Source organism: Actinoplanes sp. NPDC004185 (assembly GCF_053603475.1).
On record NZ_JBSGFR010000006.1, the window covers coordinates 46,893 to 63,517 of the forward strand.

At 71.2% G+C, this 16,625-nt stretch carries 16 protein-coding genes; 4 read left to right on the plus strand and 12 right to left on the minus strand.

The window, feature by feature from the left end:
- Positions 1–72 precede the first annotated feature (72 nt).
- The 6 genes from ACWEOZ_RS08080 to ACWEOZ_RS08105 form a co-directional block, all read right to left on the minus strand.
- Complete coding sequence (locus ACWEOZ_RS08080; RefSeq protein WP_451910007.1) at positions 73–1,719, minus strand: alpha-amylase family protein; 1,647 nt, start codon at positions 1,717–1,719, stop codon at positions 73–75.
- A complete protein-coding gene (locus ACWEOZ_RS08085; RefSeq protein WP_451910008.1) occupies positions 1,700–2,572 on the minus strand; it encodes an MFS transporter permease in 873 nt (290 codons plus the stop codon). Before ACWEOZ_RS08085 ends, ACWEOZ_RS08080 begins: the two co-directional genes overlap by 20 nt.
- Positions 2,569–3,006 (minus strand): hypothetical protein, encoded by a 438-nt coding sequence (locus ACWEOZ_RS08090; RefSeq protein WP_451910009.1) that lies wholly within the window; start codon positions 3,004–3,006, stop codon positions 2,569–2,571. The genes ACWEOZ_RS08085 and ACWEOZ_RS08090 overlap by 4 nt, the downstream gene beginning before the upstream one ends.
- 64 nt (positions 3,007–3,070) lie before the next feature.
- A complete protein-coding gene (locus tag ACWEOZ_RS08095; protein ID WP_451910010.1) occupies positions 3,071–4,150 on the minus strand; it encodes a hypothetical protein in 1,080 nt (359 codons plus the stop codon).
- A complete protein-coding gene (locus tag ACWEOZ_RS08100) occupies positions 4,147–5,163 on the minus strand; it encodes a hypothetical protein (protein ID WP_451910011.1) in 1,017 nt (338 codons plus the stop codon). The genes ACWEOZ_RS08095 and ACWEOZ_RS08100 overlap by 4 nt, the downstream gene beginning before the upstream one ends.
- A complete protein-coding gene (locus ACWEOZ_RS08105) occupies positions 5,160–5,504 on the minus strand; it encodes a PadR family transcriptional regulator (RefSeq protein WP_451910012.1) in 345 nt (114 codons plus the stop codon). Before ACWEOZ_RS08105 ends, ACWEOZ_RS08100 begins: the two co-directional genes overlap by 4 nt.
- A 94-nt stretch (positions 5,505–5,598) precedes the next feature.
- Between ACWEOZ_RS08105 and ACWEOZ_RS08110 the strand changes: the two genes are divergently transcribed.
- Positions 5,599–6,264: a DedA family protein gene (locus ACWEOZ_RS08110; RefSeq protein WP_451910013.1), complete on the plus strand. Its 666-nt coding sequence runs from the start codon at positions 5,599–5,601 to the stop codon at positions 6,262–6,264.
- Positions 6,265–6,303: 39 nt separating this feature from the next.
- On the opposite strand, the gene ACWEOZ_RS08115 is transcribed toward ACWEOZ_RS08110, so the two are convergent.
- The 5 genes from ACWEOZ_RS08115 to ACWEOZ_RS08135 all read right to left on the minus strand — a co-directional run bounded on the left by ACWEOZ_RS08115 (position 6,304) and on the right by ACWEOZ_RS08135 (position 11,525).
- Positions 6,304–7,503 (minus strand): carbohydrate-binding protein, encoded by a 1,200-nt coding sequence (locus ACWEOZ_RS08115; protein ID WP_451910014.1) that lies wholly within the window; start codon positions 7,501–7,503, stop codon positions 6,304–6,306.
- 35 nt (positions 7,504–7,538) lie between these two features.
- Positions 7,539–8,801 (minus strand): chitinase, encoded by a 1,263-nt coding sequence (locus ACWEOZ_RS08120; RefSeq protein WP_451910015.1) that lies wholly within the window; start codon positions 8,799–8,801, stop codon positions 7,539–7,541.
- Positions 8,802–8,960: 159 nt separating this feature from the next.
- Positions 8,961–10,355: a carbohydrate-binding protein gene (locus ACWEOZ_RS08125; protein WP_451910016.1), complete on the minus strand. Its 1,395-nt coding sequence runs from the start codon at positions 10,353–10,355 to the stop codon at positions 8,961–8,963.
- Between the two features lie 110 nt (positions 10,356–10,465).
- Complete coding sequence (gene yidC, locus ACWEOZ_RS08130; RefSeq protein WP_451910017.1) at positions 10,466–11,176, minus strand: membrane protein insertase YidC; 711 nt, start codon at positions 11,174–11,176, stop codon at positions 10,466–10,468.
- A 61-nt stretch (positions 11,177–11,237) separates the two neighbouring features.
- Positions 11,238–11,525, minus strand: coding sequence for a DUF6412 domain-containing protein (locus tag ACWEOZ_RS08135; RefSeq protein ID WP_451910018.1), 288 nt, complete (start codon positions 11,523–11,525; stop codon positions 11,238–11,240).
- Positions 11,526–11,592: 67 nt separating this feature from the next.
- Here ACWEOZ_RS08135 and ACWEOZ_RS08140 point away from each other — a divergent pair, with 67 nt between their 5' ends.
- From ACWEOZ_RS08140 to ACWEOZ_RS08150, 3 genes are all read left to right on the plus strand, one after another.
- Positions 11,593–12,759: a carboxylate-amine ligase gene (locus ACWEOZ_RS08140; RefSeq protein WP_451910019.1), complete on the plus strand. Its 1,167-nt coding sequence runs from the start codon at positions 11,593–11,595 to the stop codon at positions 12,757–12,759.
- The gene (locus ACWEOZ_RS08145) at positions 12,756–14,135 is read left to right on the plus strand and encodes an FAD-dependent oxidoreductase (protein WP_451910020.1); all 1,380 of its coding nucleotides are present in this window, start codon (positions 12,756–12,758) and stop codon (positions 14,133–14,135) included. Before ACWEOZ_RS08140 ends, ACWEOZ_RS08145 begins: the two co-directional genes overlap by 4 nt.
- A gap of 132 nt (positions 14,136–14,267) precedes the next feature.
- On the plus strand, positions 14,268–15,737 hold the full coding sequence (locus ACWEOZ_RS08150; RefSeq protein ID WP_451910021.1) for a polysaccharide deacetylase family protein: 1,470 nt from the start codon (positions 14,268–14,270) through the stop codon (positions 15,735–15,737).
- Here the strand turns inward: ACWEOZ_RS08150 and ACWEOZ_RS08155 are convergent.
- A complete protein-coding gene (locus ACWEOZ_RS08155) occupies positions 15,729–16,541 on the minus strand; it encodes an Fpg/Nei family DNA glycosylase (protein ID WP_451910022.1) in 813 nt (270 codons plus the stop codon). The genes ACWEOZ_RS08150 and ACWEOZ_RS08155 overlap by 9 nt on opposite strands.
- Between the last annotated feature and the right edge of the window lie 84 nt (positions 16,542–16,625).

Sequence of the window (16,625 nt, forward strand, 5' to 3'; positions counted from 1 at the left end):
ACTCTAACCCAGCTGTTACCCGCGGGTTACCTGGTGGGGTCATCTTTCTGCATCAAGAATGCAAATTTGTGGTCACGGCTTCCGGCACAGCCGGATCCAGCGGTAGCCGTAGCCGGCGACCTTGAGCTGGTCGAACTTGCCGGGGTCCGGATACTCCTGGTCGGCGAGCACGTCGTTGGGGAAGTCGGCCTCCGGATAGAGGCTGCTGAGGTCCACCACGCCGTCCTCCTCGGCCAGGTTGTGCAGGAACAGCATCGTGCCGGTGGAGTCGTCCGCACGGTGCACGAGCAGTCCGGCCGGGGCGGGCACGTCCACGTGGGTGCAGCTCCCGCTGCCCACCTCCGGCGCCTCCCGCAGGGTCCGGATCATCCGCTCGAACCAGGACAGCAGCGACTTCGGGTCGTGCCGCTGCAGGGTGGCGTTGACCTTCTCGTAGCCGTACTCGCCGCCGGTGATCACCGGGCGCACGAGCCGGCCGGCCGGGGCGCTGGAGAAGCCGCCGTTGGCCCCCATGTTCCACTGCATCGGGGTACGGATCGCGTCGCGCCCCTTCTGGGACAGGTCGTCACCCATGCCCAGCTCCTCGCCGTACCGCAGCACCGGCGTGCCCCGCAAGCTGAACTGCAGCGCGTAGGCCAGTTCGATGCGCCGACGGTCGCCGCCCAGCATCGAGGCCAGCCGGCGGCGGATGCCCCGGCCGTAGAGCTGCATGCTCTCGTCCGGGCCGAACTGGGCGAACACCTCGCTGCGTTGCTCAGCGGTCAGCCTTGACAGGTCGACCTCGTCGTGGTTGCGCAGGAAGGTGGCCCACTGACCGCCGACCGGCAGCTGCGGCGTGTCGCGCAGCGCGTCGATGATCGCTTCCGGGTTGCGCCGGGCCAGCGAGAGCATCAGCCGGCCGTTGAGCATGAAGTCGAACAGCATGTGGATCCGGTTGGCCGAGCCGCCGCCGTCGCCGAAGAAGTCCTTGAGCTGCTCGGGCTCGACATTGGCCTCGGCCAGCAGCACGGCGTCGCCCTGGCGCCACTGCACGTGCTGGCGCAGCTCGCTGAGGAACGCCATGTCCTTGGGCGAGTTCGGGTTGCCCGGCTCGGTCTCCTCGATGATGAACGGCACCGCGTCCATCCGGAACCCGGAGACGCCCAGCTGCAGCCAGAACGCGCAGATCTTCTTGATCTCCTCGCGGACCTCGGGGTTCTTGATGTTGAGGTCGGGCTGGAACTTGTAGAACCGGTGGTAGTACCAGAGCTTCGCGGTGCGGTCGTAGGTCCACGTCTCGGCCTGCTCACCGGGGAACACCATGCCCTGGTGCCGGTCCGCGGGCTGGGTCTCGGACCAGACGTACCAGTCCCGGTACGGCGAGTCCGGCGACGACCGCGCCGACTGGAACCACGGGTGCTGGTCGGAGGTGTGGTTCACGACCAGGTCGATGATGACCCGGATGCCCCGGTCCCGGGCCTGGTGCACCAGCTCGGCGAAGTCGCCCAGGGTGCCCAGGCGGGGGTCGACGTTGTAGAAGTCGGCCACGTCGTAGCCGTCGTCGCGGTTCGGCGTCGGGTGCACCGGGTTGAGCCACAGACAGGTGATGCCGAGGCGGGCCAGATAGTCCAGCCGCCCGATCATGCCCTTGATGTCGCCGACGCCGTCGCCGTTGGAGTCGGCGAACGTGTCGATGTCGGCGCAGTAAATGACGGCCTTCTCATACCACCGGTCGCTCATGCCCCCTTACTTGTCCCCGGCTCCGCTTCAGGAAACTTCGGGCCCACGTCAGGGGCCGGACCTTCTCCAGCGCCAGGAAGCTGGTGATCGCGGCCAGGTGCGGGGCGAACGAGATGGTGATGGTGGCGAACGTGACCAGATGGAACGAGTAGAAGGACGCCACGGCGTAGTTGCGCCACCGCGGCCGGAGGAAGAAGATCGCCGGGCTGCCCAGCTCGAACGCCACGATCCCGAACTGCGCGAGGATCAGCAGGTACGGCACGCCGGCGATCAGGTCGGCCAGTTCCGTGCCGCGGCGGATGATGGCCCGGGCCAGCACCGAGCTCGTCACCCAGTCGATGCCGCCGAAGCGCAGCTTGGCCCAGGCCGCCAGGAAGTACGTGCACACCACCGCGATCTGGGTGACCCGCAACGCCCAGCCGCCGGCTTCGGTGCTGCGGGGATCGCCGTGCCGGGCCCGCCCCACGGTCGGCAGCACGGCCAGCGCGACCAGCAGACCGACCCGGTCGTGGTCGACCTTGCCGTAGCTCATCGCGACGACCATCCACTCGAAGTAGAGCGCGAAGACGGTCCAGCCGAGCAGCCGGGGAGCCCGCCCGAAGGCTGCGGCCAGGGAGACCACGAGCAGCACCCAGAAGATGCCGTGCACCAGCAGCGGGGTCGGGGTGGGCAGGTGCAGCAGCCGGCCGACCAGCAACGGCTTGTACAGATCGCCGGGGGTGCTGGCGTGGTGGCGGACCCAGGGCGTGAAGATCACCAGGTCGGCCGCGACGAAGAGGTAGATCAGCGTGCGGAACGCGGCGACCCGGCCCAGCGGGACCGGCTCGGTCAGCCAGCGGGTGAGCCTGCTCACGGGGCGCTCCAGGTGGCGATGATCTCGTCCCGGCTGGTGCCGGTGGGCCGGGAATCCTCGATGCCCTCCCAGCGGATGACGATCCGTACCGTGCGCAGCGGCGCGGCGCCGGGACTCTTCTCCTCGTACGCCGTGGCGAGCTGCCGCAGCCGGGCCGGGTCGTCGATGTAGGCCTGCTGCTGGCCCTCGATCTCGGCCCGGCGCAGCCCGCTGTTGGCCTCGGTCAGCACCACCGTGCGCCCGGCGGTGTCGACGCCCTCGACCCGGGTGTCCGGCGCGTCGGCGTTCGGATCGGGCGCGGTGGAATACATCCGGAACGGCCCGAACGGGAAGTCGTCGTCCTGCCCCCAGAAGGTGCCCAGGAGCAGCAGCACCACCCCGGCCAGGGTCACCGCGACCCGGGTCGTCCGCCCGCGCGTACTCAACGTTTCCATCGCGCCGGGACACTACCGCCGCCGCGCCACCCCGGACCATCCCGGCGCGACGCGGCGGCCCGGTTCACACGGACGGCGACCCCGGCGGACTCTGCTCGAACCGGCGATTCAGGCGAGCGGCCACCCAGGCGGCGGCGAGCGGCACCACCGCGAGGGCAGTCCACTGCACCGGCCCCAGCAGAGCCGGCTCCGGGGAGCGCATGTTGCTCTCGATGAGGTCACCGAAGCCCACCCGGACCAACGGCCAGGTGACGACCACCGGCACCGCGGTCACCACGACCCGGCGGACGACCGGCGGTGGGAGGCGGAGCACTCCGAGCGCGACCAACAGCCCGGCTGCCGCATACAGGGCCAGCACCAGGTAGGGCACCGGGAGCCCGCCCAGCAGCAGGCCAGGGCCGCCGACGAGGACGGTGCCCGCCCCACCGGCGACGACCAGCGAACCGCCGGATGCCACGACCATCGTCCCGCGGGGCAGCCTGCGGTCTCCGGCAGGCTCTGCCCGACCGGCCGTGGCGGTCAGCAGGCTCGCCGCCGTCACCACCGCGGCCGCGACGAGGATCCAGTAGACGTCGAGCATGCGGGCGGGAGTCTCCCGGTAGACCGCGACCGGCGGCACCTCCGCCACCAACCCGCCCAGCGCCGCCGGCACGACGGCCCAGCGGCACCCGGCCGGAACCGCCCGCGCGGCCGCGCCGGGAGACCCGCTCAGCGCCGCCGGCCCAGCGGCCGCGCGATATCCCGCCAGCACCAGCAGCAGCACAAGCGCCCAGGCTCCCGGCCGCACGAGCTCCTGAACCGTGGGGTGCGGCGCGAAGTCGCCGTAGCGCAACACGGCGACTTCGCCCATGACCACCCGGCGCAGACTCACGGCCAGCAGCACGATCGCCCCGAACAGCTGCACCGCCCTCGCGGCCCGATGCCAGCTGCCGTCCCGAAGGGCCTCCGCGCCGCGCGACCACCGCACGGTCAGCGCCGCGACCGCCAGATCGAGCACCTCGCGCAGACCGGGACCACGCCGGCCGGGTGCGGCTCCGGCGAGCAGGACCCCGATCATCTCCTCCTCGTATTCGTGGCGATGCTCCCGCGGATAGAGCCGCAGCACCTGCCGGTAACGGCGCTCCAAGATCGCCTCGGACGTCATGCGGCCTGCTCCGGGGTCCGGGTGATCGTCACCGTGATGCCTTCCCGCACGTGCAATGCGACAGCCGCGAGGGTGAAGGCCAGCAGCGGGACGCCGGCCATCAGCAGGACGTCGACCACGACGATGCCGGGCGTCACGGACCGCGCCAGGCTGATGTCGATCGCTTGCTCCAGCTGGTGCTGCGCCACCGGTACCGCGAGCAGGGGCGCGAGCAGCACCAGGATGCGGCGCCGGATGCCGGCGGGGATCCGGTGCAGACCTGCCAGCAGCATCGCACCGGCCGTGAGGAGCAGGGCGTCCGGCACGGTGACCAGCCCCAGGATCTGCGGCGGCATCGGCCACCACGGGAGGGAGAACGCACCTGCCGCGGCCAGGACCAGACCGGCGGCGAGCGTGGCGCCACCACGCCGGCCCAGGATCACGGCGGCCGGGCGGCCCTGGCGGGACAGCACCAGCAACGCCACCGTCAGCAGCGCCGCGACCAGGGCCCAGGACATCCGGACCGCGCGGAACTCCTGGCTCGCCTGCCACACCGCGATGGCGCCGATCTCGACCAGCACCGCCACCCCGGCCAGCGCCACCGCGGTGCGACGGGCGGCGAGCAGCACGGCGACCACGACCGCGAGCCACGCCACCGAACGCGCGGCCACGTCGATGAGCAGGCCACCGTCCACACCGAAGGCGCGCATCGGGTCGCCGGACTCCCGGGCGTACAGCAGGCCGCCGATCAGCCGGCGGCAGGCGATCGCCGTGAGCAGCACCGCGCCGATCAGGCCGGCCACCGCGGCGGCATCGCGCCAGGCCGAGGTGCGCAGAGCCTGCGCGCCGCGGCCGAGCCGCGCGAGGAGGCCGGCCCGGAGCAGGTCGACGGCCTCGCCCAGGGCGGGTCTGCGCTGCCCGGGTGCGGCCCCCTCCATCAGCACTGTCACCATCTCCTCCTCGTAGGCGTGGCGGTGTGCCGGCGGATAGACCGCCAGCAGGCGGCGGTACCGGATCTCGAGCGGTGCGGTCACGCGGGTGCCCCTCCCAGGTCGTGCCGGGCGCGCAGCCGGCCCTCGGCCAGAGTGGCCTGCTGGCGCAGGCGGCTGCTCTCGGCGGCCAGCCGCTTCTCCCCGACCCCCGTGAGCCGGTAGTAGCGGCGCAGCCGGGACTGCACGACCTCCTCGCGGTCGACCTCTATGAGGCCGTCGGTGCGCAGCCGGTCGAGCGCGGCGTAGAGAGTGCCCGCACGCAGCTGGACCCGGCCGTCGGTCATCCGGGCCACGTCCTCGATCACGGCATAACCGTGCTGGGGGCCGGAGGCCAGCGCGGTGAGCACCAGGAAGGTCGGCTCGCGCATGGGTGTGTCGGTCATGGCGACAGCATATACCGATGACAAGTATATACGGCAAGCGGTTCGTACTCTGGAGGCCGGGTAAGCCTCGGGGACCGACACGAAGGAGCGCCGGATGAGCGTGCCGTACTACCTGGCCGCGGAGACCGAGCCCAGTCAGCTGGGTGGCCTGACCGGCTGGGTGGCATCGGTCATCGAGTCGCTCGGTGAGCTGGGCGTGGGCCTGCTCGTGGCCCTGGAAAACCTGATCCCGCCCATCCCCAGCGAGATCGTGCTGTCCATGGCCGGCTATCTGGCCAGCTCCGGCCGGGTCGATCTGGTGCTGGTGGGCATCGCCGCCACCGCGGGCTCGGTGCTGGGCGCCCTGGCGCTCTACTGGCTCGGCTACGCGCTCGGCGAGGAGCGGCTGCGCCGCTGGCTGGACCGCATCCCGCTGGTCGACGCCGACGACCTCAACCTGGCCGACCGCTGGTTCGAACGGCACGAGAAGGGCGCGGTCTTCTTCGGCCGGATGGCTCCGGTGGTCCGCAGCCTGGTGTCCATCCCGGCCGGCGCCAACCACATGAAGCTCGGCATGTTCACGCTGCTCACCACCCTCGGCAGCGGACTGTGGAACTGCCTGTTCATCGGCGGTGGCTACGCCCTGGGCTCTCGGTGGCAGCAGCTGGAGAAGTACAGCAGCTGGTTCGACTACGCGATCATGGCGTTCTTCGCGGTGGCGATCGCCGGCTGGGTGCTCAAGAAGGTCCGCAAACGGCGGCGCGCGACCGCGGATCGGTGAGATCCACGGCCGCGCGCCGGTGAAGGGGAGAAACGGTGCTCAGAAGCCCGCGCTGATCTTGGTGAAGGCCCAGTCGGACTGCGCGATGCCACTGCAGTCGGAGACCACACCGCCACCGGCGCAGCCGCGGTCGCGGTTGACCGCCCAGAAAGTGAACCGCGCGAGGTTGTTGTTCTTCGCGTAGTCGCGGATCCGGGTCCAGGTGTCGGTGCTGGTCAGCTCCTGCTGGTCGGACAGGCCGTTCATGCCGGAGATGCCCATGTGCGAGTACGCCTGCGCGTCGCTCCAGCCGAAGGTGGTCTTGAGCAGGTTCTTCAGGCCCTCCGAGGCGCCGACCGTGGCGCCGTACATGTCCGCGCCGCCGCCGAAGTCGAACGGCATCTGGGTGAAGATGTCGATGTTCGCGCCGAGCGCCTTGGCCTGCTGGACCAGCCGGGTGCCGAAGTAGTTCGGGCCGGTCGGCGAGGTGCCGAAGGTGAGGATCGTCTTCACCGAGGGGTTCTTCTGCTTGACGATCTTCAGGGCGCCGAGGATGCGGTCCTGCACCGCGGTGTTCTCGAACTCGTCGCTGTTCTCGATGTCGATGTCGATCGCCTTCAGGCCGAAGGTGTCGATCACCTTCTGGTACGCGCCGGCCAGCGCCTCCGGGGTGGCGCAGTTCGGGCCGAGCTTGTTGCCGCTCCAGCCGCCGATCGACGGGACGACGCTGCCGCCGGCCGCCTTGATCGCGTTGATGGTGCTCTCGTGCGAGCCGCCGGTCAGGCCGCCCTCGCCGTCCCAGACCGGGTTACAGCCGTTGGCCAGCACGAAGGCGATGGTGAAGGCCTTGATACCGGTGGCGTTCATGACCGTCGACGGCGCCGGCGGGTTGCCCCAGCCGGGGTAGATGTACGGCGCGGACGCCATCTTGGTACCGGTCGCCGGCGGGGTGGTCGGCCCGGTCGGGGGCGTGGTCGGCGGGGTCGTGGGGTCGACCACGCCACCGCAGGCGCCCTTGTCGGCCCAGACGCCCCACTGCCCGCTGGCGGTCGGAACCTCGTTCTGAGTCCACCACTTGGCGGTGTAGTTCTTCGACTGGTACGAGACGGTGTTGTCCTTGACGTAGACCGCCGAGGAGCTCCACGCCGGGGCACAGGCGACCGCCGCCGACGCGCCGGGCGCGAGCACGACCGTGGTGCCGGCTCCGGCCGCGGCCAGCACCATCGCGAGGGCGACGGCGTACTTCTTCTGCAATTTCATGGGGGATCTCTCCAGTGGGGGAAGGGGAGGCTGGATCAGGGCAGGGTGGACAGGTGGGGCTTGATGGTGTTGGCCCAGCCGTTGCCGGCGGTGACGTCCCAGTTGATCGACCAGGTCATCGCGCCGCGGATGCCGGGATAGGTGCGCGGCGGGCGGAACGAGCCGCAGTTGGTGCCGCGGGCCAGGCAGTCGAGGGCCTGGTTGACCACGGACGGCGAGACGTAGCCGCCGCCGGCCGCGCTGGTGGTCGCGGGCAGGCCGAGCGACACCTGGTCGGGGCGCAGTCCGGACTCGAGCTGGATGCAGGCCAGCGCGACCAGGAAGTTGACCGTGCCCTGGCCGTACGCGGCGTTCTGGTCGCAGCCGAGCATCGCGCCGGAGTTGTAGTACTGGGTGTGGACGACCGTGAGGATGTCCTTGATGTCGAGCGCGAGCTTGAAGTAGGACCCGGCCGGGTTCTGCATGTCGATGGTCTGCGGAGCCATCGTGATGATCAGGTTGGCGCCGGCCTTGGCTCGCAGGCTGCGCAGCGCCTGGCCCATGTACGTCGGGTTGAGCCCGTTCTCCAGGTCGATGTCGACGCCGTCGAAGCCGTACGTCTGCATCAGCGAGAAGACCGAGTTGGCGAAGTTGGTCGCCGCGCCCGCGTCGTTGACGCTGACCGAGCCCTTCTCACCGCCGACCGAGATGATGACCTTCTTGCCGCGCGAGTGCAGTGTCGCGATGTCGGCCTTGAACTGGTCGTTGGTGTAGCCGCCGACCGAGGCGGAGAGCCCGGGGTCGATGGTGAAGGAGACCGCACCCGGGGTGCCGGTGGCGTCCGCGAAGGCCACCGCGACCAGGTCGTAGGTGTTCGGCACGGCGGCGAGCTTGAGCTCGTTGGCCGGGTTGTCGAAGTTCTGCCAGTAGCCGGTGATGAAGTGGGCCGGCAGCGTGCCGTTGCTCGGCGGCACCGTGGTGGGCGGCGGCGTCGTCGGCGGCGTGGTGGGCGGGGTGGTGGGTGGGGTGGTCGGCGGGGTCGTGGCCGGCGGGGTGGTCGGCGTCGTCCCGCCACCGCAGGCTCCCTTGTCGGCCCAGACGCCCCACTGCCCACTGGCGGTGGGGACCTCGTTGGTGGTCCACCACTTCGCGGTGTAGTTCTTCGACTGGTACGAGACGGAGTTGTCCTTGACGTAGATCGCCGAGGGGCTCCACGCCGGGGCACAGGCGGTGGCCGCGCTCGCGGAAGATCCTATGTAGACAGCGGAGCCGGCGGCCGCGAGAGCGGCGGACACGGCGAGGACCAGGGATCGGCGCATGGGGGTGGGCCTTCCACGTCGAACAGTTAGGTTCATTGATTATTAGGACTGTTAACAGAACTAGTCCAGACCCCCGGCACCTTAAAGTTCTTTAAGGTGCGCGGGCCGGAGGCGCTGGTCACGCCCCCGGCCCTTACGCGTACGTATTGAACGAAGTCGCTACCTGCGGAACTGGATCCAGTTGACGTTGACGAAGTCGGCCGGCTGCCCACTGGTGAAGGTCAGGAAAACCGTGTGCCGCCCGGACACGTTGGCCACGTTGGCCGGCACCGACCGCCAGGACTGCCACCCACCGGTGTTGGCGAGCGCGAAACTGCCGATCGGCGCGTTGCTGCGGCTGTCGATCCGGACCTCGACGAGGCCACTCACGCCGCCCGCCGCCCCGGAGGAGACCCGGCCCACGAAGTCGCGTACCCCGCCGGTGCCGAAGTCGACGTTGTCGAACTGCAGCCAGTCACCGTTGCTGATGGCGCCGACGTTCTGACCGCCCTCGGACGCCGTCTCCTTGATCACCGACGACGCGGCGTTGTACGACTCGGCCTCGATCTGCCCGTAGGCGTTGCGCACGCCACCGGCCGGCGGCGTGGTGGGCGGCGTGGTCGGTGGGGTGGTGCCACCTGAACCCGAGCGGTACACGGCCACGTAGTCGACCAGCATCGGCACGCCGGACTGGGTCGAGGCGAAGGGACCGCCACCGAACGCGGCCGGGAAGCCGCCGCCCATGGCCACGTTCAGGATGATGAACACGCCGCGGTGAGTGGCGTTGTTCCAGGTCGTGGCGTCCATCTGATTGGCGCTGACCTGGTGGTACTGCGCGCCGTCGAGGTAGAAGCGCAGCTGCTCCGGGGAGACGCTGCGGTCGTACTCGACCGCGTACGTGTGGAAGGCGGTGCCGCAGGTCGGGCAGGACTTCTCGCCGCTGCCCAGGCCGGTGGTCTCGTTGCAGGGACCGCCCGGGTTGACGCCGCAGTGCAGGGCCGAGAAGACCGAGGGCCGGCCGTTGATCGACTCCATGATGTCCCACTCGCCGATGCTCGGCCAGTTGGTCGCGCCGACCGGCCGGGCCGCGTCACCCAGGGTCCAGAACGCCGGCCAGTAGCCGGCGCCCGCCGCCCCCGTGACGTTCGGCTGCTGCAGCCGGCCTTCGATGCGCAGCTTGCCGCCGGCCGGTGCGGCGAAGTCGCTGCGCTGGGTCTCGACCCGGCCCGAGGTCCAGTTGCCGGAGGAGTCGCGGATCGGCTTGATCGCCAGGTTGCCGTTGCCGTCCTGGTAGACGTTCTGCGTCGAGTCGGTCATCCGCTCGATCTCGCCGGTGCCCCAGTTCGCCGCGCCGCCGGGGTAGCCGGTGCCGATGTCGTAGATCCAGTTACTGCGGTTCAGGCCGGTGCCCGCGGCGCCGGTGAAGTCGTCGCTGAAGATCAGGCTCATGCCCGAGGGGGCGGGCGGTACGGCCGCGTCGGCCTGCGCCACGAAGACGGCCGAGGCGCCTCCGGCGATCACGACAGCGGCGGCAGCGAGCAACCGCCGGCGCCACTTGTGCGGGGTGCTTCTCATGACAACGGCCTTTCGGGGGGATGGGGATGAGGAGCCGCTAGGGGAAGGCAGCACTGAGAGCGCTCTCTGGAAGTTTCCACGCTGTTACGGAAGCTTGTCAATATGCATGACTACCGATTGCCCACCGGTGCGGGACGACGCCAAACCGCCTGCTCAAGCGCGGTCCAGGCGGCCGAGGTGAGTAGATAGAGGCCACCGGCCAGCGGCAGCCAGGCCACCATCACCACCGTCAGGTACGGCAACCAGGACAGGATCCGCGGCAGCAGCAGCGCACCGGGCTGAGCCGGATCGGCCGGGGGCGGCTGCAACCGCCGGGTGCGGCGCGAGGACCACCAGGCCAGCGCGGTGGCCAGCGCCAGCAGCACGGTGAAGACCGGCAGGCCGGCCGCGAGGTGCGCGGTCAGCGGCACGCCGAACAGGTGACCGCCGAGCACCCCGGTGGGCGCGCCGGCACCGGGCCGCACCAGGTGGAACATCAGCATGAAGAACGGCGCCTGGGCCAGCGCGGGCAGCATCGCCGCGAACGGACCGGCCCCGTTGGCACGTTGCAGAGCGAGCGTCTCGGTGGCCAGCCGCATCGGATCGTCGCGGTGCCGTTCCCGCAGTGCTGCGAGCTCGGGCGCCAGCGCGGCGCCACGCCGGGCCGAGCGGGCCTGCAACCAGGTGAGCGGGCTGATCAACAGCCGGACGGCGACGGTGAACAGGACGATGGCCAGCGCGGCGGAGAGTCCGCCGGCGGCCGGGGTCAGGAGGGTGGCGAGACCCTCGAGGGCGGAGTGCGCGACACCGACGACGGCATCGAGCGCAGCGGAAAAGGACATGGGCGTACCCCTGCGGTCCGAAAGGAAGTAAGGACGCGGAGACGGCCGGCCCGGGCGCGCGTCAGCGCGCGGGGAGCACGACCGCCGGGCACGCCGACGGGGCTCGCGGACGCGGCCGCCCGGCCGCGTCGGGATCCAGCAGGCGGGGCAGCCGCCGGCGCAGGGCCCGCACGGCCAGGCCGACGCCGGCCGAGGCGGGACGCAGGGAAGGCACCGGGATCACCGCGGCGGCCGCCAGCACCACCAGCAGTGCGGCCGCGACAGTCGCCAGACCCAGCACCAGCTGGGTGGACGACCCGGAGGCGGGGCTCTGCAGGGCGGCGAACACCCAGAACCCCAGCAGCAGCATGCCTCGAACGCTACGCGCGCGGCGCAACCTTCGTTTTCCGGAGACCCCAGCCGGGTAATTTGCGGTCATGGCAACTTCGGAGAGTGCGGCGACGGCAACAACGATCTCCGAGGAGATGGCCGACGAAGCGGAAGCCCAGGGACTCCTCACGCTCGGCGTGGAGGAGGAGTATCTGCTCGTCGACGCCACCGAACCCCGCGCGGTCGACCGCGTCGAGGAGGTGTTCGACCACCTCGGCGACGACATCCGCGACTCGGTGCAGCACGAGTTCGTGCGCAGCCAGATCGAGACGGCGAGTCCGCCTCAGCTGGAGCTGCGGGATCTCTCCGAGTCGATGACCCGGCTGCGGTCCGGGCTGGCCGCCGCGGCCGGACGCGCCGGCGCCCGGCTGGTCGCGGTCGGCGCGAGCCCCGCGTCCGGGGAGCACTCCCGGGTCGTCGACAAACCTCGGTACCACCGGATGCGCGAGCGCTTCGGCGACCTCTCCCCCGGCGGCGGCCTCAACGGCATGCATGTGCACGTCAGCGTCCCCGACCCGGAGACCGGTGTGCAGGTGCTCAACCACCTGCGGCCCTGGCTGCCGATCTTCCAGGCCGCGACGGCGAACTCGCCGTTCTTCGACGGCCGCGACACCGGGTACGCGAGCTGGCGCTCGATGCTCTGGGAGCGCTGGCCCACGGTGGGCCCGACGCCGTACCTGGAGTCTTACGAGCAGTACGAGACGATGATCTCCGACCTGGTCGCTAGCGGCGCGATGCTCGACGAGGGAATGCTCTACTGGTACGCCCGGCTGTCGGCGAACTACCCGACCGTGGAGATCCGGATGGGCGACGTCTGCCCCACCCCGGACGACGCGATGCTGCTGGCGGCGCTCGCCCGCGCGCTGGTCGCCACCCTGCTGCGGGAGGTCGAGGACGGCAAGAAGGCGCCGAACGTGCCGCACCCGCTGCTGATGGCCGCACACTGGCGGGCCGCGCACGACGGGCTGGAAGGCCTGAACATCGACATGGCCACCCGGGAGCCGCGGCCGGCCTGGAAACTGATGCGCCAGCTCTTCGACTACGTACGCCCGGAGCTCGAACGCCACGGCGACCTGGAGATGACCACTGTCCTGATGGGACGGCTGCGCGCGCACGGCACCGGCGCGGCCCGGCAGCGGGCGTTGCTGGCCCAGGGCGGGTCGGTCGCGGGCGTCGTGGACTGGCTCGCGGCCACCACCCGGGGCGAGCGGTGAAACTCGTCGTCGTCGGCGGGGACGCGGCCGGGATGTCCGCGGCGTCGCAGGCCCGCAAGCGGCTGGGGCCGGACGAGTTGGAGATCGTCGCGTTCGAGCGGGGGCACTTCACGTCGTACTCGGCGTGCGGGATCCCGTACTGGATCGGCGGTGCGGTCAAGGACCGCGACGCGCTGGTCGCGCGTACGCCGCAGGAGTTCCGTGACGTCGGCATCAGCGTGCACACCCGCCACGAGGTGGTCGGCATCGATCTGGCCGCCCGCGAGGTCGTGGCCCGGGACCTGGAAGGCGGCGGCGAACGGCGGGAGAGCTACGACCATCTGGTGTACGCGACCGGCGCGGTGCCGGTGACGCCGGATTGGGCCCGGATCGACGGCGAGGGCGTCTTCGGCGTGCAGACGCTGGACGACGGCGCAGCCATCCACGCCTGGCTGGACCGCGAGCCGCAGCCACGCACCGCGGTCGTGATCGGCGGCGGTTACGTGGGCGTGGAGATGGCCGAGGCGATGGTCCGGCGCGGCCTGGCGGTGACGCTGCTGGAGAAGTCGGCGCAGCCGATGGCCACGGTCGACCCGGACATGGGCGAACGGGTCGGCGAGGCCATCCGCGGGCTGGGCATCGAGGTGCGCACCCGGACCCACGTGCAGGGTCTGGAGACCACCGACGGCCGGATCTCCGCGGTCGTCACCCCCGAGGGGACGCTTCCGGCCGACATCGTGGTGCTGGGCCTGGGGGTACGCCCGAACACGGCACTCGCCGTGCGGTCGGGCATCCCGGTCGGAGTGACCGGCGGGCTGCGCACCGATCTGCGGATGCGGGTCATCGGGCCGCAGGGACACCTGGACCGGATCTGGGCGGCCGGCGACTGCGTGCAGACCGTGCACCGGGTCAGCGGCCAGCCGGTGCACGTGCCGCTGGGCACCCATGCCAACAAGCAGGGCCGGGTGGCGGGCATCAACATCGGCGGCGGCTATGCCACGTTCCCGGGCGTGATCGGCACCGGGGTGACCAAGGTGTGCGAGCTGGAGGTGGCCCGGACCGGGCTGACGGAGAAGGAGGCCGGCGCGGCCGGCTTCGCGTTCGTCACGGCCACGGTCGAGTCGACCAGCCGGGCCGGGTACTACCCCGGGGCCAGCACGATGGCGGTGAAGCTGATCGCCGAGAAGCGGACCGGCATGCTGCTCGGCGCGCAGATCGTGGGCCGCGAGGAGGCGGCCAAGCGCATCGACTCACTGGCGATCGCGGTCTGGAACAGGATGACCGTCGAGGAGATGACGGCCCTTGATCTCAGCTACGCGCCGCCGTTCTCCCCGGTGTGGGATCCCGTGCTGATCGCCGCGCGCAAGGCGACGGACGCCGTGCACGCAGCGGGCTGATGCTTATCGTCCGATGTGTCGTCATCAATCCGCTCTGCGCGCAAAGCTGTGAGCAGGTACGATCACTTGCGGTCACGCAATGATCACGAAAGCGGTATCGTCTTTGATCTTGTAAACCGGTAGGCATGACGAATGCCGTCGCTCCCCTCACCTCGTACGGCGCCGGAGAACGGACCGCGGCACGCGGCCCAGCCGGTGGCGCGCGCCCGCAGTGGCGGCGCGCTGACCGCGACGACCGGCGGCTTCCCGCACGTCCAGGTCCTCGACGGCGAGACCGCCAACGGACGGCACCGGCGCCCCGAGTCACTGGCCGACCCCACGGTGCTGCGTCCCCCGACGACGACCCGGGTGGCCGGCGGTCGCCGTACCTCCCTCGACCTGGCCCCCCGCCGCAACCGGGACGACCGGCGCACCAGCACGCGGACCCGGCGGGCGACCGCCGCCGGCGGCCCGTCCCGCGGCAAGCACGCGAAGGCGGCCGACCCGCTCGCCATCACCGTCCGCCCGCTGCCGGTCGTCCGCGACGCGGCCGAAGCGGTCCGCGGCTGGGCGCTCGCCGACTCCGGCCGCCCGCCCGTCACCGGCAGCCACCGCGCCCCCGGCACCCTGCCGATCGAGTCCTGGCTGCTCATCGGCCGGCGCCGGCAGCAGGCCCTGCTCGCCGCCCTGGTGGCGGTCGGCCTCCTGCTGATCGTGCCGATCCAGCAGAGCGGCGACCCCGCGGTCAACCCGGTGAACGCCGCCGACCACGCGGTCGCCACCTCGACCAAGGCACCGGCGAAGAAGAAGGACAAGACCCCGCAGCAGAAGCCCGGCGAGGAGCCCACCGCGGCCGCCGAGCCCACCGCGACCACGCCGGGCAAGCCCGCCGCCAAGCCTTCCGGCCCCGCGACGCCCTCGGCCGCCGCCACCAGCCCGGCACCCGCGATCCTCGTGCCCGAGGGCGCCGGCCCGGCCAAGTCGCTGCGCACGACCGGCTCGGCCACCGTCGCGCTCACCTTCGACGACGGCCCCGACCCGGTGCAGACCCCGAAGATCCTCGAACTGCTGGCGAAGTACCAGGTCAAGGCCACGTTCTGCCTGGTCGGCAGCCAGGTGCGGCGGCATCCGGAGATCGTTCAGCAGATCGCCGCCGCCGGCCACACGTTGTGCAACCACACCTGGGACCACAGCCTGACCATCGGCAAGAAGCGGCCGGAGAAGATCCAGGACGATCTGCGCCGCACCAACGAGGCGATCCAGGCCGCGGTGCCGGGTGCGAAGATCCCGTTCTTCCGCGCCCCGGGCGGCAACTTCACCGACGCGCTGGTCCAGACGGCGTACGCGGACGGCATGACCTCGCTCTACTGGGAGGTCGACCCCCGCGACTGGGAGCACGCCGAGCAGGAGGACGACGCCACCCACGTCGACAAGATCGTCAAGGGCGTGCAGAAGGACACCCGGCCGGGCGCGATCGTGCTGTCGCACGACTTCAACCAGCCGGACACCATCCTGGCGTACGAGCAGCTGCTGCCCTGGCTGACCGAGAATTTCCAGCTCGGCATCCCGGACCAGCCGCCGGCCCCCACCGCGGCGGCCACCGGCCCGGCGTCCTCACTCTGACGGCTGGCAGACCGGGCACCAGTAGAGATTCCGCCCGGCCATCGGCCCCCGGGTGACCGCGGTGCCGCAGACCAGGCACGCCTGACCCGTACGGCGATAGACATAGACCTCACCGCCGTGCCGGTCCACCCGCGGCGCCCGCCGCATCGCCTCCGGCGTGTGGGCGGTGTGGACTGTGTCGATCCGCCCCCGCACGACCCCCTCCTTCATCAGGGCCCGCAGGTCGTCCCAGAGCTCGGCCCAGCACTGCGCGCTGACGTCCCGCCCCGGCGTGGTCGGCGCGAGCCCGGCCCGGAACAGCACCTCGTTGGCGTAGATGAGGCCGCACCCGGCCACCACCGTCTGGTCGAGCAGCAGCGCGAACACCGGCTTGCCGCTGGCCACCACCCGGGCGTACGCCAGCCGCGGCTCGGCGTCGTCGCGCAACGGATCCGGCCCGAGCCGGGCCCGCAACGCCGCGACCTGCACCGGGTCGAGCACCTCGCAGGCGGTCGGACCGCGCAGCTCCAGCCAGTGCCGGGCACCGGTCATGGTCAGCCGCACCTGCCCGACAGGCGCCGGCGCGGGCAGGTCACCGTCGGCGAACTTCCCGTAGAGCCCGAGATGAATGTGCATGGTCGACTCGTCGTCGAAGTGGTGCAACAGGTGTTTGCCGTACGCCTCGGTGTCGACCAGCGTGCGCCCGTCCAGCAGCGCGGCCCCGGCGGCGAACCGCCCCTGCGGGCTGGCCACCCGGACGACCTGACCGGCGAACAGCGCCCGATGCCGCGCGGCGAGGCGATGAATGGTGTGTCCCTCTGGCACCGTCGAACAGTAACCGGGCTTTCGCCCTCAGGAGAATTGCTGGGCTGGGCGCCCGTTACCGGGGAAGGTGGTAAAGGTCGAATG